At 27.1% G+C, this 25266-nt stretch carries 26 protein-coding genes and 1 other RNA gene; 4 read left to right on the top strand and 23 right to left on the bottom strand.

Annotation, left to right across the window (positions count from 1 at the left end):
- Positions 1-201: 201 nt before the first annotated feature.
- The 5 genes from HMPREF0216_RS16805 to HMPREF0216_RS09990 form a co-directional block, all read right to left on the bottom strand.
- A complete protein-coding gene (locus HMPREF0216_RS16805) occupies positions 202-378 on the bottom strand; it encodes a hypothetical protein (RefSeq protein WP_005213936.1) in 177 nt (58 codons plus the stop codon).
- A gap of 96 nt (positions 379-474) precedes the next feature.
- The gene (locus HMPREF0216_RS10005; protein ID WP_005213935.1) at positions 475-1680 is read right to left on the bottom strand and encodes an NADP-dependent isocitrate dehydrogenase; all 1206 of its coding nucleotides are present in this window, start codon (positions 1678-1680) and stop codon (positions 475-477) included.
- 316 nt (positions 1681-1996) lie between these two features.
- A complete protein-coding gene (locus HMPREF0216_RS10000) occupies positions 1997-2278 on the bottom strand; it encodes a tripartite tricarboxylate transporter TctB family protein (protein WP_005213934.1) in 282 nt (93 codons plus the stop codon).
- A 182-nt stretch (positions 2279-2460) separates the two neighbouring features.
- Positions 2461-3921 carry an amino acid permease gene (locus tag HMPREF0216_RS09995; RefSeq protein WP_005213933.1) on the bottom strand — a complete coding sequence of 487 codons (1461 nt, stop codon included), beginning with the start codon at positions 3919-3921 and terminating at the stop codon, positions 2461-2463.
- Positions 3922-3989: 68 nt separating this feature from the next.
- On the bottom strand, positions 3990-5012 hold the full coding sequence (locus HMPREF0216_RS09990; RefSeq protein WP_005213932.1) for a pyruvate kinase: 1023 nt from the start codon (positions 5010-5012) through the stop codon (positions 3990-3992).
- Between the two features lie 176 nt (positions 5013-5188).
- On the opposite strand from HMPREF0216_RS09990, the gene HMPREF0216_RS09985 reads away from it, so the two are divergent.
- Positions 5189-5677 (top strand): DUF4883 family protein, encoded by a 489-nt coding sequence (locus HMPREF0216_RS09985; protein WP_005213931.1) that lies wholly within the window; start codon positions 5189-5191, stop codon positions 5675-5677.
- 62 nt (positions 5678-5739) lie between these two features.
- Here HMPREF0216_RS09985 and folK read toward each other — a convergent pair whose 3' ends face one another.
- The 7 genes from folK to HMPREF0216_RS09950 all read right to left on the bottom strand — a co-directional run bounded on the left by folK (position 5740) and on the right by HMPREF0216_RS09950 (position 11259).
- Positions 5740-6552 (bottom strand): 2-amino-4-hydroxy-6-hydroxymethyldihydropteridine diphosphokinase, encoded by an 813-nt coding sequence (gene folK, locus HMPREF0216_RS09980; protein ID WP_005213930.1) that lies wholly within the window; start codon positions 6550-6552, stop codon positions 5740-5742.
- A gap of 9 nt (positions 6553-6561) precedes the next feature.
- A complete protein-coding gene (folP, locus tag HMPREF0216_RS09975; protein ID WP_040419626.1) occupies positions 6562-7371 on the bottom strand; it encodes a dihydropteroate synthase in 810 nt (269 codons plus the stop codon).
- Positions 7372-7426: 55 nt separating this feature from the next.
- Positions 7427-7906 carry an HD domain-containing protein gene (locus HMPREF0216_RS09970; protein ID WP_005213928.1) on the bottom strand — a complete coding sequence of 160 codons (480 nt, stop codon included), beginning with the start codon at positions 7904-7906 and terminating at the stop codon, positions 7427-7429.
- A 40-nt stretch (positions 7907-7946) separates the two neighbouring features.
- Positions 7947-8498, bottom strand: a complete 552-nt coding sequence (gene folE, locus HMPREF0216_RS09965) for a GTP cyclohydrolase I FolE (RefSeq protein WP_005213927.1) — start codon at positions 8496-8498, stop codon at positions 7947-7949.
- Positions 8498-9247 (bottom strand): aminotransferase class IV, encoded by a 750-nt coding sequence (locus tag HMPREF0216_RS09960; protein WP_005213926.1) that lies wholly within the window; start codon positions 9245-9247, stop codon positions 8498-8500. Before HMPREF0216_RS09960 ends, folE begins: the two co-directional genes overlap by 1 nt.
- The gene (gene pabB, locus HMPREF0216_RS09955; RefSeq protein WP_005213925.1) at positions 9247-10593 is read right to left on the bottom strand and encodes an aminodeoxychorismate synthase component I; all 1347 of its coding nucleotides are present in this window, start codon (positions 10591-10593) and stop codon (positions 9247-9249) included. Before pabB ends, HMPREF0216_RS09960 begins: the two co-directional genes overlap by 1 nt.
- An 81-nt stretch (positions 10594-10674) precedes the next feature.
- On the bottom strand, positions 10675-11259 hold the full coding sequence (locus HMPREF0216_RS09950) for an anthranilate synthase component II (RefSeq protein WP_040419625.1): 585 nt from the start codon (positions 11257-11259) through the stop codon (positions 10675-10677).
- 97 nt (positions 11260-11356) lie between these two features.
- On the opposite strand from HMPREF0216_RS09950, the gene HMPREF0216_RS09945 reads away from it, so the two are divergent.
- The gene (locus tag HMPREF0216_RS09945; RefSeq protein ID WP_005213923.1) at positions 11357-12187 is read left to right on the top strand and encodes a PHP domain-containing protein; all 831 of its coding nucleotides are present in this window, start codon (positions 11357-11359) and stop codon (positions 12185-12187) included.
- 50 nt (positions 12188-12237) lie between these two features.
- Here HMPREF0216_RS09945 and HMPREF0216_RS09940 read toward each other — a convergent pair whose 3' ends face one another.
- From HMPREF0216_RS09940 to HMPREF0216_RS09930, 3 genes are read right to left on the bottom strand one after another with little or no spacing between them, the layout of a single operon-like run.
- The gene (locus HMPREF0216_RS09940) at positions 12238-13626 is read right to left on the bottom strand and encodes an aminopeptidase (protein WP_005213922.1); all 1389 of its coding nucleotides are present in this window, start codon (positions 13624-13626) and stop codon (positions 12238-12240) included.
- 25 nt (positions 13627-13651) lie between these two features.
- Positions 13652-14560 (bottom strand): HPr(Ser) kinase/phosphatase, encoded by a 909-nt coding sequence (gene hprK, locus HMPREF0216_RS09935; RefSeq protein ID WP_005213921.1) that lies wholly within the window; start codon positions 14558-14560, stop codon positions 13652-13654.
- A 13-nt stretch (positions 14561-14573) separates the two neighbouring features.
- A complete protein-coding gene (locus HMPREF0216_RS09930; RefSeq protein ID WP_040419624.1) occupies positions 14574-14768 on the bottom strand; it encodes a DUF896 domain-containing protein in 195 nt (64 codons plus the stop codon).
- 546 nt (positions 14769-15314) lie between these two features.
- Here HMPREF0216_RS09930 and HMPREF0216_RS09925 point away from each other — a divergent pair.
- Positions 15315-15524 (top strand): hypothetical protein, encoded by a 210-nt coding sequence (locus HMPREF0216_RS09925; RefSeq protein ID WP_005213919.1) that lies wholly within the window; start codon positions 15315-15317, stop codon positions 15522-15524.
- Positions 15525-15561: 37 nt separating this feature from the next.
- Here the strand turns inward: HMPREF0216_RS09925 and ssrS are convergent.
- The 4 genes from ssrS to HMPREF0216_RS09910 form a co-directional block, all read right to left on the bottom strand.
- Positions 15562-15739: non-coding RNA, 6S RNA (gene ssrS, locus HMPREF0216_RS16800), on the bottom strand.
- 129 nt (positions 15740-15868) lie between these two features.
- On the bottom strand, positions 15869-16267 hold the full coding sequence (locus HMPREF0216_RS09920; protein ID WP_005213918.1) for a hypothetical protein: 399 nt from the start codon (positions 16265-16267) through the stop codon (positions 15869-15871).
- A gap of 14 nt (positions 16268-16281) precedes the next feature.
- Positions 16282-16557, bottom strand: coding sequence for a DUF1292 domain-containing protein (locus HMPREF0216_RS09915; RefSeq protein WP_005213917.1), 276 nt, complete (start codon positions 16555-16557; stop codon positions 16282-16284).
- A gap of 116 nt (positions 16558-16673) precedes the next feature.
- Positions 16674-17183, bottom strand: coding sequence for a SprT-like domain-containing protein (locus HMPREF0216_RS09910; RefSeq protein ID WP_005213916.1), 510 nt, complete (start codon positions 17181-17183; stop codon positions 16674-16676).
- 107 nt (positions 17184-17290) lie between these two features.
- Here HMPREF0216_RS09910 and HMPREF0216_RS09905 point away from each other — a divergent pair, with 107 nt between their 5' ends.
- On the top strand, positions 17291-17920 hold the full coding sequence (locus tag HMPREF0216_RS09905) for an NUDIX hydrolase (protein ID WP_005213915.1): 630 nt from the start codon (positions 17291-17293) through the stop codon (positions 17918-17920).
- A 98-nt stretch (positions 17921-18018) separates the two neighbouring features.
- Here the strand turns inward: HMPREF0216_RS09905 and HMPREF0216_RS09900 are convergent, their stop codons facing one another.
- The 4 genes from HMPREF0216_RS09900 to HMPREF0216_RS09885 all read right to left on the bottom strand — a co-directional run bounded on the left by HMPREF0216_RS09900 (position 18019) and on the right by HMPREF0216_RS09885 (position 25262).
- A complete protein-coding gene (locus HMPREF0216_RS09900) occupies positions 18019-19701 on the bottom strand; it encodes a cell shape-determining protein (RefSeq protein WP_234088588.1) in 1683 nt (560 codons plus the stop codon).
- Positions 19702-19912: 211 nt separating this feature from the next.
- Complete coding sequence (locus tag HMPREF0216_RS09895; protein ID WP_005213913.1) at positions 19913-20902, bottom strand: calcium/sodium antiporter; 990 nt, start codon at positions 20900-20902, stop codon at positions 19913-19915.
- Between the two features lie 348 nt (positions 20903-21250).
- Positions 21251-23542: an RNA polymerase recycling motor HelD gene (gene helD / locus HMPREF0216_RS09890; RefSeq protein ID WP_005213912.1), complete on the bottom strand. Its 2292-nt coding sequence runs from the start codon at positions 23540-23542 to the stop codon at positions 21251-21253.
- Positions 23543-23906: 364 nt separating this feature from the next.
- Positions 23907-25262 carry a PFL family protein gene (locus tag HMPREF0216_RS09885; RefSeq protein WP_005213911.1) on the bottom strand — a complete coding sequence of 452 codons (1356 nt, stop codon included), beginning with the start codon at positions 25260-25262 and terminating at the stop codon, positions 23907-23909.
- Positions 25263-25266: the final 4 nt, after the last annotated feature.

The following is a 25266-nucleotide window of genomic DNA, read 5'->3' as shown; positions in this document are numbered from 1 at the left end:
AGTTCTAAATTTTAAATTCAAATAATTAAATCTTTAATTTAGTTATTTGAACTTACCTACTTGATTATTTAGCAACTTACTCTGCTGATAAGCTGAATTTTCTTTTAAAAATATTGATAAAAAAGAGTGTTTACAAATAAACACTCTTTTTTTACTATTCATCTTAACACTTTCCTATTATCAACATGTATATAACTTTTATTATGGTTCTATCTTTTGAGCTGAATCTGGTCTTGGATTATCTTTACCTAACTTTCTTGACTCCTTTGAATATCCAACCTCATTAGCTGTTTCCTCTCTCATTTTTCTCATTTCACTTCTTGTCTTTTGACCTGACTTTTTATTATCTTTAGAATTCTTATTATTTTTATGAGACATAATTTTTCCTCCTTTGCTTTTATAATTATTTTATGTTGACTAAAATAATTTATGCCTCTAAATCCAAACCAATATTTGGACCTTAGAGGCATCCTTTTACATTGTTTCTAATGTCTTTCTTATTTCTTTAATAAAGTCATATGTGTTTACAGTTTTAACTTCTTTTAAGTCTGTAAGAAGTGCTAAATCTTTAGTCATAACTCCCTCTTCAATAGTTTTAATAGCAGCATTTTCTAGCTTGTCTGCAAAACTAACTAACTCTAAATTAGAGTCTAATTCTCCTCTTTTTCTTAAAGCTCCACTCCATGCAAAAATAGTTGCTATGGAATTAGTTGATGTTTCCTCTCCTTTTAAATGTTTATAGTAATGTCTTTGAACTGTTCCATGAGCAGCTTCATATTCATAATATCCTTCTGGGGATACTAAAACTGAAGTCATCATTGCTAAAGAACCAAAAGCAGTTGCAACCATATCACTCATTACATCACCATCATAATTTTTACAAGCCCAGATAAATCCACCTTTAGATTTTATTACTCTAGCTACTGCATCATCTATTAGCGTATAAAAATACTCAATATTTGCTTCTTTAAAACGTTCTTTATACTCATTTTCAAATATTTCATAAAAAATATTCTTAAAAGTATGATCGTATTTTTTAGAAATAGTATCTTTACTAGCAAACCATAAATCTTGTTTTGTATCTAAAGCAAAGTTAAAGCAACTTCTTGCAAAGCTTTCTATTGATTTATTAGTGTTATGCATTCCCATAACCACTCCACTATCATTAAATTTATGAATTAATTTTCTTTTCTCCTCTCCATTTTCATCTGTAAAAACTAATTCTGCTTTTCCTTTTCCTTCAATTTTCATTTCAACATTCTTGTAAATATCACCATAAGCATGCCTTGCAATAGTAATTGGTTCTTTCCATGTTCTAACAAATGGTTTAATTGAACTTACTGTTATTGGTGCTCTAAAAACTGTTCCATCTAAGATTGATCTAATAGTTCCATTAGGACTTTTCCACATTTCTTTTAAATTATACTCTTTAATTCTATCTGCATTTGGAGTTATTGTTGCACACTTAACTCCTACCCCATATCTTTTTATAGCTTCAGCAGCCTGTACTGTTACTTCATCATTAGTTTCATTTCTATACTCTATCCCCAAATCATAATATTCTGTTTTTAATTCAATAAAAGGTTTTAATAATTCATCTTTTATCATTCCCCAAATAACCCTAGTCATTTCATCTCCATCCATTTCAACTAACGGAGTTGTCATTTTTATTTTTTTCATAAATATAGCCCCTTTTTATTTATTTTATTTTTTAATATCAATATCCTAATTATACCATATTTTCAAGGTAAATCAACTAACATTTGATAGTATATATCCTTTTACTTGCATTTATATTATATATATATATTTTTTTATAGGCATTATATATTATTTATGAATTATTTTTATTTTTTCTTGCAATTTTTTTAATTTATTTTTTACAAACTTTAAATTAAACATATAAAAAACACTATATATAGCTAAACTAAATAAACATTTTGTTATAGCCTTATATAGTGTTATAAACTAATTAAATTTTAAAAATTATTCTCTACTAATCTACATCTTCATAGTCAACATCTATAACTTTACCTGTGTAATCTTCATTTGAAGAACTTGGTTCATAAATATCATTATTTTGCTTATATGAAGAAGTATATGTTTCATTGTTTTCTTTTTTATTTTTCAATCCTAAGCTTTTTCTAACTTTATATACTATGTACGCTACCAATGCAGCAACTAAAACATATGGCAATATAAAGCCTACAAATCTAATAATAGCTATGAAAACCACAATTCCAAATATTGTCCATATAATCGATTTGAAACTACTCATTATAACCAACCTCATTTTTTAATAATATTTTATCCATAGCCCCATTATACTATGAAGATATATTTTTTGCAATATAAGTTATTTATTATTTTTTTATAAGGTTATAAATAACTTATATTTCTAAAAAAACTGCATATTAAAAGTCATGTAACTTATTAATATGCATAAATTTAATTTTAATACTATGCACTAATATTAGAAGCTTCTTCTAAATTAGACATATCATTTTTTCTTTTCGCAATTACAGGTAATATAAATCCTAAACCTATTAATATAAATGGAGTTGCCACATTTAATGAAACTTGGAACCACCATTCACCAGTAAATGCTTCAACACTATTTGGGAACATCCCCATTATACAAGCAAATGCAGTAAATGCAAAACACCAAATTCCTATTGTCATTGCAATCTTATCATTTTTAACAAATTTATAATCTGATTTATATTTATCTGCTGCCTTTTTAAGACCTATAAAGGCTAAGAATACCCAAAGATATCTCATTGGCATAACTACAGAATTTAATTGTAATAACCAATCAAATAATGAATTCATATCTCCAATACCAAGTGCAGGTACTATTATAAGTATTCCAACTAATATAGCTGTCATCATATAACCATTAATCGGTGCACCATACTTATTAGTTTTAGTTAAAGCTTTTGGTATAAACTTTCTATCTCCATCTGCTAAAAGCACCTTAAGTGGAGCATCAATTGAGAATACTAATGCAGATATTTGTGCTAGAAGATTAGCTAATGCGTAAATAATTATGAATAACTTACCAACGCCATAGTATTCACCTAGCATTTGGAATGCATAATACTGTCCATTCATTTTTAAATCAGCTGGAATATTATTTGCATCAAACATCATTGCCATTGCTACTGAACCAAGTAATGCAGAAACTGCAACCATCATTGCTAATGCAATCATCCCTTTTGGGAAGCTTTTACTTGGATTTTTCATATTATTTACATATGGTGATATCTTTTCAGCTCCTCCAACTGCAAATACTAACATTGAAAGTGTTGTAAAATATGAGAAATTAAATTCTGGCATCATATTTTTAAATTCAAAGCTAGTTGTTGCTGGTTGTATTCCTCTTATTGCAGGTGCAGCTAACATTAAAACTACATATAATAAAGACATAACAAATACAGAGGTACCTGCTATTGTTCCTATTAATTTAAGTGAAGTTATACCTCTTGATGCAACCCATAAGAAAAATAAAAATACTGCTAAAGTTAAAAGTTGAGCAATTAATGGATCCATACCTTTAATAAAATTACCATCTTGCTTTACAGTCCACCCTAAAGCTATTAAAGCAGCTTGTGGCTTTTGAGCTAAATATGGAATATGTACAACCCAGTATGTCCACCCTGCAAAATAAGCTAAAGTAGGTCCGAATGTACCCTTTATCCAAGAACTTACTCCCCCTTTACTTTCTCTAAATACAGAACCTAGTTCACCTACCATTAAGGCATATGGTACAAAGTATAAAGCTATCATAAGTACCCATGAAACTACTACTGTTAATCCTTGATTGGCAAAGTTATTTACAACATTACCAAAACCCCATACAGATACAAATGCCATCATAGCTAAGTTGTACCATCTTAGATTTCTCTCTTGTTCATTCATTTTATTTCCTCCTAAGTAAAATATACTCTTTAATAATACAAAGTAAGTGCCTTTTTGTCTATAATATATTACTCCAATTTACTAAAACTTTTTATTATTTTTTGAATAAAAACTATACTTTCTATAGGTCTTTTCCCAACAGAAGTCTCTGAGGCTAACAAAAATCCATTTACTCCATATTTTATAAAATTGCAAATACTTTCTACTTCTGTAATATTAGGAGTATCCTTTTTCATCATACTATCCAATAAATGTGTTGCTACTATTATTTCCTTTTTTAATTCTTCTTTTTTCAAACTATTCAATAATTTCATTTCTCCAATTACAGAGTTAATCAATCCACACTCTGGTATTAAATCTCCTCTTGCAATAACTATTCCATCACTTACATTTAATATATTTTTATAATTCTCTAAGCCAGTAGTTGTTTCTATTTTAGAAAATATTTTCACTTTATCATTATCATAATTACTGTTTTTTATAAACTTTCTTATTTCTAAAATTTCTTTATCATTTTCTACAAATGATTGTGCAATAATATTAATATCCTTATTCAATGCCCATTTTAAACATTCTTTATCTCTCTTAGATAATATTACTTCTCCATTATTTATACCCGAAATATTACATCCCTTTCCACCTCTAATAATTCCATCATTAATAGCCTTTGCCTTCAAAAAAACTTTACCTTTATCTACAATCTCAAACTTTATAGTGCCATCCTTCATAGATATATATTTTATATCATTATTTTTTATAATATCTGACTTTAATGTTAATGGTATAATCTTTTCATAAATATTCATACAAATGGATTCATAAATATCTTCACTACAAAATAGAATATTTTCGCCCTTATTAACCTTAAAAACTTTATTTATTTTTTCAGACACTCTTATCTTTTTGCCACATAAATCAGCCATAATAGAAATATCCGACTTTATATTCCTTGCTTCTTCTATTACAAACTTAAACTGTTCTTCATAAAAGTGAGAAAAATTCAATCTTAAAGTATCTGCCCCATTATAGATAGCTTGCCTTATTATTTCCTCATTAGCTGAATTTGGTCCTATGGTTGCAATTATTCTCATTAATACTCTATCCTAAAATATTGATTACAAAATATAATATTATTATTGTTTATCAATTATTACTATGTTTCAACACTTTATTATCTAAAAAATACATTATTTTCGAAAAAGTTATTTGTTCTAAAAATTTAATTAACAGAATATTTATATGTATAACCTATTTTAGGAGGATTAAAATGAAATACATAAAATTCATTATTTTAATTTTATTAATTTCTCTATTACCTAGTTGCACTTTTAATGACCCTAAATATTTAAATTTAAAAGAAAAGCCTAATATTTATTATTATTCAAATGAAGTATATAAAAACCTTAAAAAGGATAAAAAATTTACTTTAAAAGTCTTTGATGTTAATTATTATCAAGAATATATAGTTTCTCCTGAGGACTATGATATTTTATTATCTTTTTTAGAATCATTAAATATGGATAATTATAATAATGATATTGATATATCTGAAAAAACAATCACTTATAAACTAATTGTTGAATTTGAAGATTCTAAATATCTTTTCAATGCTTATGATAATAATACAGTTACTCTTTTCCCTTGGGATGGAAATTTTGCAGAAGATATAATTACTATGGATGGTGTTTCTGAGCATAATAATATTTATTCATTTTGTCTTTATGTAATTAATAAATCTCATAAAAATAGCCAGTAATATTAATCCTCTTGATTAATATTACTGGCTATTTATACACAATTAAAATTTATTTATATAATTTATTTTATTTCTTCTAATAATTCAAATACTCTTTTATTTTTAAGTGGATGAAGTGCATATGGTGCAATTTCATTTAATGGCTTTAATACAAAATCTCTTAAATGCATTAATGGATGAGGAGTTATTACAAATTCATCATTACTAACTATATCATCAAATAAAACTATATCTAAATCTATTATTCTTGGTCCCCACTTAACTTCTCTAACTCTTCCAAGCTCAAGTTCTATTCTAAGAAGCTCTCTCATAAGCTCTTGTGGTGTTAAATAAGTTTTAATCTCTAAAGCACCATTTAAAAATTCATCTTGATCCTCATTTCCCCACGGTTCTGTAGTTATAAATGAAGATACCTTAGATATTTTTATACCTTCAATTTCTTCTATCTTTTTCATAGCATTAATAAAGTTTTGTTCTTTATCTCCCATATTACTTCCTATAGTAATATATGCCTTATGTCTACTTCTAGTAGTCTCAACAGCAGCATAATCTAAATGTCTTCCTATAGGTGCCCATGGCTTCTTTAATAATACTTTTACTTCATTAACTATAGAATAATTATCTAATACAAATTTAGCGATTTTATCTACTACCGTTTCAATCAAATCTATACTTTCACTTTGAAATAAATCTATTACCTTATGACATAAGTCACCATAATGAACTGACTTTGTTAAATCATGAGTTTTAGCACATTCTTTAATATCTAAAGAAAGTTCTAATGATAATATAAATTTTTGACCTAAAACTTTTTCTTCTTGAAATAAACCATGATTTGCAAAAATTTCAATATCTTTTAAATATATTTTATCCATTACTTTTACCTACTTTACTCTTAATATTGCATCAGTCATTAAAGCTGCTCTTTTATTTTCTAATACATCATGTACTCTTACAAACTCTAAACCTTTCATTATTCCCATAACTGTAGTAGCTACAGTGCCTTCCACTCTTTCTAATGGCGGTAAATTTAAAGTTAGTCCTATCATTGATTTTCTTGAAGTTCCTAAGAGTACAGGATATCCCATTTCTTTTACCTTTTCACAATTGTTCATAACTTTTAAATTTTCCTCATAAGTTTTTGTAAAACCTATACCTGGGTCTAAAATTATATTTTCCCTTTTAACACCATTTCTTAATGCTATATCTATACTTTCTTGTAAATCATTAATTACATCATCTATTAAATTTACATATGGTATATCTTTTCTATTGTGCATTAATATAATTGGTACATCATACTTAGCTGCAACCTTAGCTATATTTTCATCATATTTAGCCCCCCAAATATCATTTATAATATCAGCTCCAGCTTTAACTGCCTCTTCTGCTGTTTTACTTTTATATGTATCAATTGATATAGTTATATCCATTTCTTTCTTTATGGCTTTTATTATCGGGACAACCCTTCTTATTTCCTCATCTTCACTAACAAAGTCTGCTCCAGGTCTCGTAGATTCTCCCCCTATATCTATTATATCTGCTCCATCTTCCACTAACTTTTTAGCTTGAGCTACAGCAGCCTCTATCTCATTAAACTTCCCACCATCCGAAAAAGAATCTGGTGTAACATTTAATATTCCCATTATGTAAGTTCTTTCACCTAATTTGAACTCCTTATTCCCAATTCTCAAAATAAAACCTCCCTCTAACTATATAATTAATCTTAACTTTTCAACATCACAACTGTTAATATGTAATTCTAAAGTTTTTCTTTTCTTTGCTCCAATAACATTCGTTTTCTGCTTCACATCTAAAGCATTGTCTAGATAATTTATCTGCTTTATAAATTATCTCTTCAAGTTTGTTATCACTTTCTTTTCTATGATTGGCTATTCCATTTAAAATTACATCAATTTCATCTTTTGTAAAATCTGTTCCCTTTAATATTTCAACACTCATTTCTACACTTGCAATATCATGATTAGTTCCATCTTCATATTGCTTTACTCTTCCTATATCATGTAAAAGCCCTATTGCATAAATTACGTCTTTAGAGTAATTTAATCCTTCCTCTAAAGTCATAATATAAGCAATTCTTGAAACATTCATAAAATGCTCCATATCATGTTTACAAAACTCTCTCTTTTCTTCATATTCTTCAAGTTTTACTATTGCTTCTTTATAAGTATTATTATTAATAATACTATTTACTCTATTATTACTCATTTTATAATTCCTCTCATCTTTAAAGGCCTACCATATAAAATTATTTAATAAAATTCATAACTTCTCTTCTAAGTTCTAAATTTTCTTTAAAGACACCTCTATACGTAGTTGTTACAGTCTTGGCTCCAAGCTTTTTAATTCCCCTCATAGTCATACAAGTATGTTCTGCTTCAATAACTACCATTGCACCTTCTGCATCTAAATATTTCATTAATGCATCTGCTATTTCTGTAGTTAATCTTTCTTGTAATTGAGGCTTTTTTGCATATAAATCAACAGTTCTTGCAAGCTTAGAAAGCCCAACTACCTTCCCTTTTGGAATATACGCTACATGAGCTTTTCCAAAGAAAGGTACTAAGTGATGTTCACACATAGAAAAAAAGTTAATATCCTTTTCTATAACTAAATCATTATCTTCAACGCTAAATGTTTTAGATAAAATTTCACTAGCATCTTTACCCAACCCTTCAAATATCTCCATATACATTCTAGCAATTCTATCTGGAGTCTCTATTAAACCTTCTCTAGTTACATCTTCCCCAACACCTTCTAAAATTAACTTAACACCTTCCATTATTTTTTCTTTATCCATTACTTGTCCCCTCCATTTATTACATCTTCATACTTTTCTCTTATTTCTCTTGAATATGAAATATCAAACTTAATATCATCTAGCTTTGATACTCCTATTATTCCTACCAATGAATTTGTTAAAAATATTTCATCACTATTTAAAAGTTCTTCTTTTGTTATTTCTTTTTCAACAACTTCAAAATTACTTATTACCCATCCCCTAATAATTCCTGGTAATAATCCACAAGAGATTTTTGGCGTAAATATTTTATTATCTTTTATAATAAATACATTAGTTGTACACCCTTCAGCTACAAAACCTTTTTCATTTAAAAATATTGTTTCATTAAAACCTTCTTTTTGACATATTTCATATTCTATAATATTTTCAAGATAATTTAAAGTTTTAAAATTGACAATTCTTGATGTAGAATTTCTTAAAACCTCTGAAAATCTAATATTAAAGCCATTTTCATAATCTTCATTTTTATATTTAATTTCTCTTAAAGTATATATTATATTTTTTTCTGTAACAGTTATTTTTAATGCCTTATTTTTTATATCATTATTTTTTATAAAATTATAAACTTCTTCATAACTTATTTCTTCACCTAAATTTAAAGCAAGTATACTTTTATTCAACCTATCTATATGTTCTTTCAAAAATATAGCATTAGCATTTACTAAAATAGTTTCAAAAACTCCTCTTCCGAAAAACAATCCGCTATCTATTATAGCTAAATCCTCTTTATATATAACTTTTCTCATTATAATACCCTCATTAAAGCCTTAGCCTTATCTAGTGTTTCGTTATACTCATCATCTTCAATAGAATCATATGTTATTCCACCACCAACACCAAAATAAGCTTTATTATCTTTTTTAACTATAGTTCTTATTGCTATATTAAAATCCGAATTTCCTCTAAAATCAAAATATCCTATAGCTCCTGTATAAATATTTCTCTTAAGCCCTTCTAGCTCTTCTATTATTTCCATTGTTCTTATCTTCGGCGTTCCTGTAATTGAACCTCCCGGAAAACATTCCTTAATAAACTTAACGGCTGAAACTGTATCTTTTAGTTCACCTTCTATAGTTGAAACTAAATGAAATACAGTTGCATATTCTTCTAGCTTAAATAATTCAGTAACTTTTACAGTATGTGGTTTACATACCTTACTAAAATCATTTCTTTCTAAATCTACCACCATTAAAAGCTCTGCCTTATCTTTTTCACTATTTATAAGCTCTAATCTATTTTTTTCATCCTCATCCTTATTAGTTCCTCTTGGTCTTGTCCCCTTAATCGGTCTTGTATGTGCTTTATTATCCCTAATTTGAATAAATCTTTCTGGAGATGAGCTTATTATTTGAAAATCATTAAAATTTAAATAGGCTGAAAATGGTGCTTTATTTATACTTCTTAATTTTTCATATATATAAAATGAATCTTCATAATTATTGCAATAAAATCTTTGTGTCATATTTGCTATGTACATATCACCAGTAGAGATATAGTTCTTCATTTTTGTTATTGCATCTTTATACTCTTCTTTTTCAAAGTTAGAGTAAAATACAGTATCACTTTCTTCTTTAACCTTTATCTCTTCCTTTTCACTTCCGCTATGTATTTTTTTAATTAAATTATGTATTCTTTTATCATCCCCATCGATATCAGTTATATATTTTTTATTATTTTTCAAATCAAATGCTATAATGTTTTTATAAAATATAAATCTAAGATCTGGTATATTAAAATCTTCTTTTGAAGTATTAGGTATTTCTTCTATTATTCTTCCTGCATCATAAGAAATATATCCTATTGCTCCTGAAATTAATGGAATATCTTCATTTTGTAAATCTACTTTATACTCATTAATTAAATTTTCTAGAATTTTAAAAGGATCCCCTATTGTGTAACTACCATTAATATATGCCTTTTCTTTATAGCACTCAAAAATCAAAAATGGATTTACTCCAATAAAAGAATATTTAGAAAGATTTTCATCTTCTTTTGAACTATCAAGAAGTATAGTATTTTCTTCTCCTTTAAATAAATCATATATTTCAAATGCATTTAAATTGCTGTCTAACTCTACCTTTATAACCCCCACTTAACTTCCTCCTAATGTCTAATTTATTCAAAATTTAAAACTATTTATCTCATATCCTACTTACTATAAAAACTCTATTCATTAAGAATTCATCTTATTTTTAGTTATATCTATAAAGTTTTTTAATATTTTATGTCCTTCTTCTGTCATTTCAGCTTCTGGATGAAATTGAACTCCATGTATTTCATATTCTCTATGTTTTACTCCCATAATAATACCGTCATCTGTTTCACTAGTTATAACTAATTCTTTTGGTATAGATTCTTTATCTATTATTAACGAATGATATCTTGTTACTCTTAATGGATTTTTAACTTCTTTAAATAACTCTTTATTATCATGCTCTATATAAAATATTTTCCCATGAACTGGTTCCTTACCTTTGATTACTTCTGCACCAAAATAATGGCCTATACATTGATGACCAAGGCAAATTCCTAATATAGGTAACTTCCCCTTAAAATTATCTATTATCTCAAGACTAAGTCCAGCTTCCTTTGGACTTTTAGGCCCTGGTGATATAATTATTCCATCTATATTCATTTTTTTAATATCTTCAATTTCTATTTTATCATTTCTATAAACTATTACCTCTTCACCTAATTCTTCAAAGTATCTAACTAAGTTATAAACAAAAGAATCATAATTATCAATCATTAAAAGCATTTTTCCCTCCATTTTTTATGTTGCATTATTGTTGAATAAATTATATCATAGCTTTATATAGTTCAAAACTATTAGTTGAAAGGAGTTAAAATTAATTATGGTAATATGCGATTTACATACACATTCGACAGCATCTGATGGTAAATTTTCTCCAAGCGAAGTTGTAAAAAAAGCTTATGATAGAGGTGTTAAATACTTAGCTCTTACTGACCATGATACATTATCTGGAATACAAGAAGCAAAAGAAACTGCTGAAAAACTAGATATTCACTTTATCCCTGGTGTAGAACTTTCTACTACTTATAAAGGTGAAACTATTCATATACTAGGTTATTTTAGAGGTGATGATTATAAAAATGTAGAGTTAAATAATTTTCTTGAAGATTTAAAAACAAAGAGAATTGCTCGTGCTCATGAAATCGTTAGACGACTAAAGAAATTCAATGATATTGAAATAGATGTTAACGAAGTTTTAAAAAATGGTAAAGATACCATTGCAAGACCTCATATAGCCAAAGCTATAATGGATGCAGGGTATAATTATACTAAGGAATATATTTTTGATAACTTTATAGGTGATCATTGCCCAGCATATATACCTGCAAATAAATTAGCTACCGAAGAAGGAATTGCTTTACTTAGAAAATATAATGCACTTGTAATATTAGCTCATCCTGTATTACTAAAAAAATTACATGTACTTGACGTTCTTCATCTTGATTTTGATGGTATTGAAGGAATTTATGGTCTTAATACAAAAGAAGATACTGAAAGATTCTTAAAGATAGTTGATCAAAAAAATATATTAACTTCTTGTGGTTCTGATTCTCATGGATATGAAGAAGATGATAAAAAACATGGTTTCTTAGGATCTCAATCAATTGAAGAAAATAGACTTAATAAATTTATAGATGCACTAAATAATTAAAAATAAATGGCAAATGATAAATTAAAAATTATCATTTGCCATTTACTTAATTATTCTTCTATTAAGAATGCTTTATAGCCTCTCATTGTTTCATAAATATCAACCTTACTTGAAACTTCCCATGGAGCATGCATATTTTGTAGTGCAACACCACAATCTATAACTTCCATATTATACTGTGCTAAAATATAAGCTATAGTACCTCCACCTCCTTGGTCAACTTTACCAAGCTCTGCTGTTTGATATGAAACATTATTTTTATCCATTACCTTTCTAAGCCATGCAATAAATTCTGGATTTGCATCATTACAGCCACCTTTTCCTCTTGAACCAGTATATTTACTAAATACTAATCCTTTTCCAAAGTATGCTGTATTTTTCTTTTCACATGCAGCTGGATAATTTGGATCATATGCAGCTGTAACATCTGCTGATAACATTAAAGAATTTGCAAGAGCTCTTTTTAATTTTAATTCTGAATATTCACCTTTTCTATCCATAACTTCAGCTAATGAATTTTCAAAAAATCTTGAATGCATTCCGGTTGCCCCAATACTTCCAACTTCCTCTTTATCTACTAATAAAATAACTGATGTCTTACTTACAGTCTCAACATCTAATAAAGCCATTAATGAAGTATATGCACAAATTCTATCATCTTGCCCATATCCCATAACCATGCTCTTATCAAGACCTAAATCTCTTGCTTTTCCAGCTGGAACTATTTCAAATTCAGCTGAAATAAAATCTTCTTCTTCAAAATCATACTTTTCTTTTAAGATAGCTAAGATATTAGCTTTAACAGCTTCCTTTTCTTCTCCTTTTAATGGAATATTTCCAACTAAAACATTTAAATCTTCACCAGCAATAACTTCACTTGCTTTCTTTTGCATTTGATCTGCTGATAAATGAATTAAAAGATCTGATATACCTAATACTGGATCTGTATCATCTTCTCCTACAACTACATTAATTTTAGTACCATCTTTTTTAACTACTACTCCATGTAATGCTAAAGGTAGAGCAATCCATTGATATTTTTTAATTCCCCCATAATAATGAGTATCCATTAAAGCTAAATCACTATCTTCGTATAATGGATTTTGTTTTATATCTATTCTTGGTGCATCTACGTGAGATCCTATTATTCTCATACCACTTTCTATTGGTTCATTTCCTATTAGATATAAGACTAAAGACTTATCTTTATTATTACTATAAACCTTATCTCCAGCCTTTAATACCTCATTATTTTTAATTATATCTTCTAAATTCCTATATCCTTTAGCTTCTGCAAGTCTTATAGCTTCAAATACGCATTCTCTTTCTGTTTTTCCTACTGAAAGATAATTTTTATATCCCTCACAAAAATCAAAAAGTTCTTTTTTTCCCTCTTCTTCGTATTTTAGCCATGCATTTTTTTTATTTTCTTTAGTCATAAAGTACCCCTCCTAAAATTATTACTTATTCGCTTATTTCACTCATCCTTTGTTCTATAATATCCACTGGGGTAACATCTGACATTAATGAATGTCTATAATTACCTGCAGCGGCTTCTATTATCACTGCAATATTTCTACCTGGTCTTACAGGTACTCTTAATCTTTTAACCTTAACACCTAATATTTCTTGTGTTTCGTTATCTATGCCTAATCTATCATAATCTCCATCATCCTTCCAATGCTCAAAATGCATAACAAGATTTATATCCTTTGATGGAAGTATTGAACTTAAACCATAAAGAGAAGATATATCTATTATACCTATACCTCTAACTTCAAGCATTCCTATAGTTATCTTTGGAGATGTTCCAATTAGTGCCCCATCTATTTCTTTTATATCTACTGCATCATCTGTTACTAGTCTATGACCTCTTTTTATAAGCTCTAATGCAGTTTCACTTTTACCTATACCACTTTCTCCTGTAATTAATATACCTATACCATATACATCAACAAGTACTCCATGTAATCTTGTTTCAGGAGCAAGTTTGCCTGCTAAATACATAGTTAATTTACTTATAAACTTGGTTGTAACAACATCTGTTCTTAAAAGCCAAGTTTTAGTCTTTTTAGCAGCTTTCAAAAATTCACTATGTGGTTCTAAACCTCTTGTCATTATTACACATTTTGAATTAAAGCTAAAATATTTATTTACTCTTTTTCTCATAAGTTCAACTTGCATATCTTGCAGGAAGCTCCATTCAGCTTTGCCTATAACTTGAATTCTTTCAGGTGCAAAATAATTGTAAAAACCAGCTAACTGTAACCCTGGTCTGTTTATATCGTTAACAGATATTTTTATATCCTTTTCACCTTCAACTAATACTTCTAAATCAAAATCTGCAATTAATTTTTCTACAGTAACTGACAATATTAATCACCCTCTAATTTTTTCTATTCTTAAGTTCAACACCCGCTAATTGTACTTTAAAGTTTGCTTTTACATTATCTATGTATCTTCTTCTTAGAATTTGTTGTTCTTCTTTTTCTTGCTCATTTAAGCCTTCTTCTTTACTCTTTTTATATAATTCATTTATTCTTTTTATTACATCATCTATTGGTGCATTTGTATAATCCATAATTTTCATCCTTTCGTAAACAATAATTGAATTTATAATGAAACACTTTTTCTTAGTTTCAAATTGTACACTGTATAAATTTCCACTAACTAAAGTTAAAGTTTAGTTAAATTCTATATTAGTAAATTAAAATTTAGAATCTCACTATGAAACAACTTCAACTATCCAAATTACCAAATAGGTAAGTTTCACTAGCTAATTCATCGATTTATAGTATCAGTTAAAACTCGGAGTTTTAGTTAAGTTCGATTTGCTAAATTACACTTTAGAATCTCACTTATGATTATTTTACATTTATTTCTTATTAATATCAACTTTATTATTTATTATTTCACAAATTTATTTTTTTCGTCATGTTTTTTTATTTTTATAAGCTTACGGAATTTATTTTTTACTTTTAAAAATTATATTTATCTATCGACATACTATAACATTTTATACTGTCATCACTTGTATTTTTTGTTTACCGATTAATATTTTACCTTTATTCCAAATAAGGTATAATATTCTATATAATTCTAATTTTTCTACAAAGGAGGTCATTTTGTGAATAAAAGCAGTCTTAAAAGAAAGATAATTTTACAAAAAATTACTTTAAATCTATTACTTAAATTTTTATCACCCAGAAATTCCATAGTTATTTCATTATCTCAAATTTTAGACAAGCATATTAGTAATTATCAAAAACTAATATATAAACGTTATAAGAAAAGACATAAGAAAAAAGTACATCTTTCAAAATCAAAAGCTGCATAAGAAAAAACACCTCAATATTGAGGTGTTTATTTCTAATTAATATCCCAACATGCCGGTGCTTAAATATTCACACCTGCAGCTCGCAGGTGGGTTCTGCGCAACTTGCTTCTGCCATCTTCTGCATATTGGAAGCCCGACATCCACAAATATGTTGCAAATCCCGTAATTATAATGTAGGTTGAACATTATAAGCTTAACGCACATCTCAGGATTTCTATAATTTAATTATATCAAATTTATCTATAAATTCAATGGTAATTTTAATCTTTTTTCTGTTTTTTATATAAATAATCTTCTTATATTTTCAAGTCAATAAATTTTATATATTAATATTAATTTTAATCTTATGAAAGGAATTCTCTAACTACATCCTCTATAACAACATCACTATTTTCTTCTGAAAATAATGCCATAAACTGAACATAATCTTTTGTTTTTTCAGTCATTTGAATTGCCATTATTTCTCCTTCTAATTCAGTTTCATCTATTATTTCTTCTATAATATCTAAAACTTCATCATTAGCAAAATCATAAAGATAAGTAAAGTAATATTCATTAAGCCATTTACTTGAAAATTCCTCTTCATTACTTTCTTCATTTGCAAATGCTTTTGCTGCATCTAAAACATCTTTATCAAAATCAAAGTAAAAGTTAACTAAAGTAAAATCTTTACCTTTTTTTAATACTTCAACATCCCCTAAATCATTATTATTTAATATATTTACTATTTTGCTCTCTTGCACTCTTATTTATCTCCTTAATATTTTAATTTATTATACTCTTTCTTTACAGCAATAAACTCTTTATCATCTTCAACTAAATTTAATTCTTGCTTACCATCTACTTCATCAACTCTAAATACATATATATCTTCTGATTCTTCATCATGAGCAGGTGCTAATAATAGATATTCTTGTTTTTCTAAATAAATTCTAGCAATAGCTTCAAATTCTACCTTATTCCCTTCTTCATCTAAGAAAGTCATTATTTCAACTTCATCTTTTTCAATTAATTCTTCTCTTTCATTAGTCATATTTCTATTCTCCTTTGTTTTTAATGATATTATACTATAATAAAATTTGTTAATCTATAGGTGTGTATAAATATATAAATAACTAAAAATAGCTATAAAACATTAATCTAACCAATTTAATCTACCAAATAAAGTCTTTCTTTGCAACAGCTTGATATATATTTTTTTATTTTATTTTCAGCTGCATCTCTTCTTGCATGTACACAAACTAACCTATTACATTTGCTACAAAATATTTTATATCTATACTTTTTTAAAGCATTTTCTTTATTATTATAATATTTAAATTTTGTACTATCTGATATATTACTTTTTATACAACACTCCTTAAAAAATTTATTATGCCCATTGCTTTTATTAGTTGTTGTATCACAATAATAATGTAAATATTCATGTATTATTACTTCTTTAACTATACTTTCTTCATAAGCTCCACTCACCAAATCCTGGGCAAATACAAATTTAATAGGCTCTATTTTTCCATTATTGTTTTTAAAGAAAAATGCTCCCATTCTTTTTTTTGCTCGTTTCGATATTTCAACCTTTATATTACATGGATAATTCCACTTACTACCAATTTCATCGATAACTAATTTTATATCTTCTACTAACCAAATTTTATTCATTACACTCTCCTTGAATTATATTTATTAATTATATACAATATAATATAATTAACAAACATTAACAGAATAAATTTAAAAATTCTTAATATATTATTTTAGGTGATTTTATGATTGATAATATAAATTCTATTTTTAAAAACTATACTTCTTATATCAATGGTTGGGAAAACTACAAGCGTGCTTCTGTTACTATACCTTTAGTACAAAAAGACAATAATATTTTTATACTCTTTGAGGTTAGATCTAAAACTTTAAGATATCAACCAAATGAAATTTGTTTTCCCGGCGGAAAAATTGAAAACGATGAAACCCCTATAGTTACAGCCATTAGAGAAACTTCTGAAGAATTAGGTATAAATGAAAGTAATATAAATGTTATATCTTCACTTGATATTTTCATTTCACCTTTTAATATTTTAATCCATCCATTTTTAATTGAATTAAATAACATTGCCAGTATTAATACCAATGCTGAAGAGGTAGAAAAAATATTTTTAGTTCCTTTAGATTATCTTTTAAAAACAGAACCCTTAGCCTTTACTAATAGCATAAATATGATACCACATAATGATTTTCCTTATGACTTAATTCCTAATAAGAAACAATATAAATTTAATACAGGCTCTTATGAAGTTCTTTTTTATAATTATGACGGATATGTTATTTGGGGATTAACAGCAAGAATTTTATATAATTTTATATCAGTTTTAAAAGCAAAAAACTATCAGATTCCCTGATAGTTTTTTTATTTATATATATGCAATATCTTTTTCTTGTGTCAAAGATGTACACGTTGTGTAACTTAAATTTCTCAAATTTTAATTTTGAATTCCACTTATTGTTGTGGATTTACTTCATTACTATTGTCAGTTGTGTTATCTGTGTTTTCATTTGTTGCATTTGCATCATTAGTATTATTTTTTATACCTTCGTTTAAAGTTAAATTTTCAAAAGAATTAGTTATAATATAATTTCCATCTCCAACTCTTATAAACTTAAGTGAAACTTTATCTCCCATTCTAGTTAAAGCTACTTCTCTTGATGTTTCAGTTGAAACTGAAAATAAACTATCTTCTCCCTTAAGTTTTATATCATAAATACTAGATCCTTCTTTAACAACAAGTCCAATTCTTTCAACTTCACCTTCTAATGCTTCTTCACTATTACTTCCCTCTAAAGAAATATTAGTATTAGTTAATGCTTCTAAATATCTATTTAGTGTTGCTTGAAGCGTATCACCAACAGCTACTGTATTATAATTTTTAACATTAACCATTGCATATTGCTTAACAAGTCCATTAGAATCCTTTAATGTCATAAAGTATGTTGGCTCTGATTGAATATTTATTAAATATGGGAAAGTAGCAGTATATCCATATTGTTGGACTTTACCCTGTGCAGATTGCATACTTGCAATTTCTGTAGCCCCTGAAGTCTTATACATAGTAGTTTCTCCAGTTCTAGTGTTAGTTATCATAAATCCAACTAGCCCTTCATCATTACCTACAGATGTTATTCCTGTATAATAATAACATGTATCATCATTAAATATTATATTCATTCCTTGAGTTGGCTTTAATTTATCTTTATCACTGAAATTTAGTATACCATGTACTAATTCACCCCATTTATTTAAATAATTATTTATATAATTTGATGGTTGAATTCTATCGACCCATTCTGGAGTATTTTCTATATCATAAATATTAGTTTCACCAGTTTGAGCATTTATTATTTCTGTTCCTATAGCTTTACTTTCTACTATTCCAATGGCATTATCATATCTTGTAATTACCCAATAAGGATTTCCCTCATCATCTAATTCAAAAGTATAATCTGTATGTCCAGCTTTCATATCCTTTAAATATGCATGTCTGTCTAAATCACTAAAAAGATACGCTGATGGAATATATTTTAAATGTATTTCTTGTCCATTTAATTCAGTAACTAATTGTACATCATTTTGATTTGTAGCACTTACTTTAATGTATCCCTTTGTACCTTCTCTATTAGTAAACCATTTAAAGAATGATGAATGTTCTAATGGACCTACATAATAAAGTTGTCCATTAACACTTTGTAACGATAAATCACCTATAGTAACCTGACTTCCTAGGCTAGGTATTTCCCCTAACTTCTTATCTGCAAGTTTATATGCTAAATCTTTATCTATTATTGGAAGCTGTTTCAAATCCATATGTTCTACTTGATTTGAAAATTCTACCTCTTTTACATCTCCAATTAAATCTCTATGAGTTTTTGCCATAAATATAGGACTTAATGCTATACTTGCAACTACATATAATGCTCCAACTCCTATACCTACTCCTATATATTTTTTATTTAGCTTTATTGCACCATATGCAACTGTACATAAAACAAAAGGTGCTACTAATACTAATGCACTTAAAGAAAAATCTAATATTAATTTACTATTAAATGCAAGTAATATAAAGACTAATAAATAACTTCCTATTAACCATTTAAAATATTGCTTAAAACTACTTTGTAAATTCATTTTCATCCCTCCATGGTGATATTATATTCCTTATTAAATATTATTTCAATACATTTTATAAATTGTTAAAAACTTTTTTTATAAGTTTTTGTATACTTCTTATCTTTATTTCATAACTGTTTTTATATCTCTATAATTTTTATTGATATACAAAATATAAAATACAAAAAAAATGCCAAAAGCGAATTTTATTCAATTCGCTTTTAGCACTTTAATTTCTAAATATTATGTACATTATATAAGAAGCATATAATAAAACAAATATTATTCCATGAATTCTACCTAATCTTTTTTCCTCATCTTTATTAAAGAATACTACAATTCCTATAAATAAAGTTACTACAATTAAGAAAACAAAATCAACTATTAATGTTGATGATACTAATATAGGACTAATTACCGAAGAAATACCTATTATTAATAATATATTAAATATATTTGAACCTAAAATATTCCCAAGTGCCATATCTTCTTCACCCTTTAATGCAGCAACAGCTGAAGTTACTAATTCAGGTAAAGACGTTCCCATAGCTACTATAGTAAGACCTACTAACTTCTCACTCATTCCCCATGCTGTAGCTATTGTTGATGCTGAATCAACAACAATATTTCCCCCAATAACAATACCAGCTATACCAATAATAATTTTTAATATACTCTTCCCTATATTTATATCTTCACTAAGTACTACCTCAACTGAAATTTCCTCATCTAATTTATCTACTTTAATAACATTACCTTTTTTAACACTCCATACTAAAAATCCTATATATGTTACACATATAATTAAAAGTATTATTCCATCTAGCCTTGATATATAGTTTTGTCCACCAAAAAGAATTCCATTAAAGGTTAAAATTAAAAATAAAATAGTTATTAAAATATTAATAATAAAATCTTTTTTTATTGTCTCTTTTTTAATAATTAACGGCATAATTATTATTGTAACACCTAGCACCATAAGAGTATTAAATATATTAGATCCTAATACATTCCCTACTGCAATATCATTGCTTCCTTGAATAGACGATATTACACTTACAGCTAATTCTGGTGCACTTGTTCCTAAAGATACTATAGTTAATCCAACTATAACAGATGGAATACCAAGTTTTTTAGAAATAGCTGCTGCTCCTGATACAAAAATATCTGCCCCTTTAATTAATAGAAAAAATCCTATGATTAAAAATATATAGTCCATTGATTTCCTCCTATTTAGTTGTTATTACGAAATTAATCCTCCAGTCATTACTATGATATTTTAGCCTATATAGTATAATCTTACAAATTAATTTTTTGTATATTTTTATTTACATATTCCTTAAATTTCCTCTCAATTTACACTCTATATAGATTATATTAAATAATTTTCACCCATTATAATTACAACTTAATATTTTATTTAAAAATATATTTTTATAATCATTATGTACAGTATTGAAATAAAAATACAAGTAAATTAGTTAAAATTCACACAAAAATACTAGTAAAACTTAAAGTTTACTAGTATTTTTCTATTAAAAATTATTTTATTTTCAATTAAATATATCTATAATATACGATTTATAATATTCTTTGAAAGTTCCTCTTCTGCAACTATATACTCATTATGAAGTGCTCTAGTAAGTGCAACATAAAGTAACCTTTGATTCAAAAGGTTATCTGGATAATTTTTTTCTGTAGGGTTGTAAATTATTGTTCCATCAAACTCTAATCCCTTTGTTAAGTATGAAGGTATTATAATAACATCTGTTAAAGGTCCATGCTTTTCATTTCCTTTTATTAAGGTAAATTCTATATTAGTATGCTTTTTAAATTCTCTTTCTAACACCTTACCTTCAGCATAAGTTTTTGTTATGATTGCGATACTATGCTTTCCTTGATCCTTTAATTTATCTATTATTTCTTCCATAATTCTAATAGATTCTCTTCTTGATGCTGTTTTTTTAATTTTAGGTTTATCACCATGTCTTAAAACTGGTTTTGCAGTCTTTAATCCTAATCCTTGTGCCTCTAACGCACCTTTTGCAAAATCTATTATTTCTACAGTTGATCTATAGCTTTGACTTAAAGATATAAAGGTAGCTTTTCCATCAAAAACGCCTTCAGTTATATCTTCCCATGTTCTAATCCCTTTATAATGATAAATACCTTGTGCTAAATCTCCAACTAAAGTTAAAGAATTTCCTTTTGATAGTTTATTTATTAAATATATTTGGAAAGGACTATAATCTTGAGCTTCATCTACTACAATATGTTTATATTTAGATTTCTCATCTATTCCTTCTAATATCATATGAATATAAAACAATACCGGTAAATCATCTTCATCAATTATACCTTTTTCATTATTTGATATTGCTTCAGCCTTTATATATTCTGCTAAAGATTTTGGTATTCTATTACCTGTTGCAATTTCAAAAACTTGTTCGTCCTTAAACAAATTCATATATATATCATTACAGGTTATTCCTCTCCAATTTTTAAAGTATTCATTCATTACCTTTTTAGCATCATGTCTTATATATTCCTTAAGATTATCTCTTTCATTATAAACTTCTATTAATTTATGTCTTCTTTCTTCTCCATCTTCTAAATTCTTTTTTATCTCTTTAATTTTTAACTCCCATTCTCTATCTATTTGGATAACTAAACTTTCAACTTTTTCTTTTACTTTTAAACTTAAATATCTCTTTATTTCGTCTTTACGTTTATTTATTGGATAACTTTGTAAGTCTTTTAAATATAACCTCATTATTTCTCTTTTGGAAAATAGTATATAGTTTGCAATTTCTATATCATTTATTTCTAAAGAACTTCCTTCAAGCAAGGTTATATATCTATCTATTATAGTTTTAAATATTAAATTACCTTTTACCCTAGATGCATTAACTATATTTTTTTTATCTTTATTATCTTCAAGTTCTATTAGTTCCTTTAACTTATCATCCTTACTTCTTATTTTTCCTTTTAATTTTAGTTCTTTTATTACTAATTCTTGAAAAGTAGTCTGCTTAACATCATTAGAACCTAATGTCGGTAGTATTTCTGAAATATAATCTAAAAATAACTTATTTGGTGCTAATACAAGTATATCTTTTCCATCCATTGATTCTCTATATCTATATAATAAATACGCCAATCTATGCAATGCAATGGTTGTTTTCCCTGATCCAGCAGAACCTTGAACTATAATTGGTAAATTTTTAGGCCACCTTATAATATCATTTTGCTCTTTTTGAATAGTTGCAACAACTTCTTTAAGCTTTTTACCTCTACTTTCCTCAAGGTTTATTTTTAAAAATTCATCAACTAATTCTGAACCTTCTGCATCATTAATAATAATTTTATTTGTGCTTTCATCAAATATTTTTTCTAAGTCATTATTATTATAAAGAAATTTTCTTTTTAAGTTTAATTCTCCTTCTATAACGCCCATAGGTGCCCTATAATATGCTTCTCCACCAGTTCCACTATAATAAAGATCTGCAACTGGAGCTCTCCAATCAACAACTATTTCTTCCCCATCTACACTAGATGATATTCCTTTTTTGCCTATGTATATATTTTCTTCATTTCCAAACTTTTCACTAAAATCAACCCTTCCAAAATAAGGTTCCCTTAATGCTTCTTCATAATTTTCTATTTCCTTTTTTAATAAATTATATATTTTTTCTGTATTTTCTTTTTCTTGATTATAATTTCCCTTAGATTCTTTAGTAAGCATTTTAAGCTTCATTTCTATTTCATCTTGATATTTTCTTTTTTCTTCTACTTCTCTTAATATATCCTTACGCTTTTGGTTAAGAATTTCTCTTTCTAAAGCTATTCTATCATTCATATGTTTTCTCACGACCAATCCTATTTTTATTATATTATTTTATGCAACATTTAATAATAATCCACTATACCACTTTTGTATAGTCATAATTATTTATAGTATTGCCTATTTTACACTTTTTTATTTCATTCTTCCTATACTAAAACTATTTAACTTAAATACCTAATATAAATATATTCACTAACTTATTGCAAAAACAAATTACGAAGTAAATCATTTGCAAATTTTCACCTTACTATTTGCCACTAATTTTACTTCGCAATTTTTTGTATATTAAATATAATATTTTAAATGCAATTGAACTTTATTTAATTATAAATATAATAAAATAATTACTGCATGATTTTATCATTATATATAATACCTAATTTTTAAAGGAGTGTATAGGTGCTGGAATTCTCCCTCCCCTATTAATAAACTCCATAGAAGAATATTTATTTATATTCATAACAGGAGCTGTTCCAAGTAGCCCACCAAATTCAACTAAATCTCCAACTTTGCATCCTGGTGCTGGAATAATTCTAACAGCAGTTGTTTTATTATTTATAACACCTATGGCACTTTCATCTGCAATCATAGCTGAAATTGTTTCTGCAGGTGTATCTCCCGGTACTGCAATCATATCTAATCCAACTGAGCAAATTGCTGTCATAGCTTCAAGCTTTTCTAAATTTAGTGAACCATTTAATACTGCATTTATCATTCCTACATCTTCCGATACCGGTATAAATGCACCACTTAATCCACCAACATGACTACATGCCATTACTCCACCTTTTTTTACAGCATCATTTAAAAGAGCAAGTGCTGCCGTAGTACCATGCGTTCCTACTACTTCAAGTCCCATAGCCTCTAATACATGAGCTACAGAGTCTCCAATTGCTGGTGTTGGTGCTAATGATAAATCTACTATACCAAAAGGTGTTTTCAACCTTTTGGCAGCCTCATGTGCTACTAATTGTCCAATTCTAGTTATTTTAAAAGCAGTCTTTTTAATAGTTTCTGCAACTACATCAAAACTCTCACCTTTAACTTTTTCTATAGCTCTTTGAACTACACCTGGTCCACTTACACCTACATTTATTATTCTATCAGCTTCTCCTACGCCATGAAATGCTCCTGCCATAAATGGATTGTCTTCTACTGCATTTGCAAATACAACTAACTTAGCACATCCAAAACCTTTCGACTCTGAAGTTAACTCTGCAGTTCTTTTTATTATTTGTCCTATTTCCTTTACCGCATCCATATTTATTCCGCATCTTGTAGAACCAACATTTACAGATGCACATACTTTACTTGTCTTAGCTAATGCTTCTGGAATTGAATCTATAAGTATTTTATCACCTTTAGTGTATCCCTTATGTACAAGTGCTGAAAAACCACCAATAAAATCTATACCAAGTGTATGCGCAGCTTTATCTAAAGTTTCTGCGAATTTAACATAATTCGTTTCATTTGTTGCTCCTGCAATTATTGAAATAGGAGTAACAGATACTCTTTTGTTTACAATAGGAACACCAAACTCATTTTCAATTTCATCTCCCACTTTCACTAAATCTTTTGCACAATTAACAATCTTATTATATATTTTTTCTCTAGCTTTATCTCCGTCAGAATCTATACAATCTAAAAGAGAAATTCCCATAGTTATAGTTCTTATATCTAACTTTTCTTCTTCTATCATCTTAATGGTTTCTAATATATTATTTGTATTCATTGCT

It is taken from the genome of Clostridium celatum DSM 1785 (assembly GCF_000320405.1).
Classification (GTDB): domain Bacteria; phylum Bacillota; class Clostridia; order Clostridiales; family Clostridiaceae; genus Clostridium; species Clostridium celatum.
The sequence above is the reverse complement of the archived record's forward strand: the minus strand, read 5'-3'. Positions and strand labels throughout refer to the sequence as shown.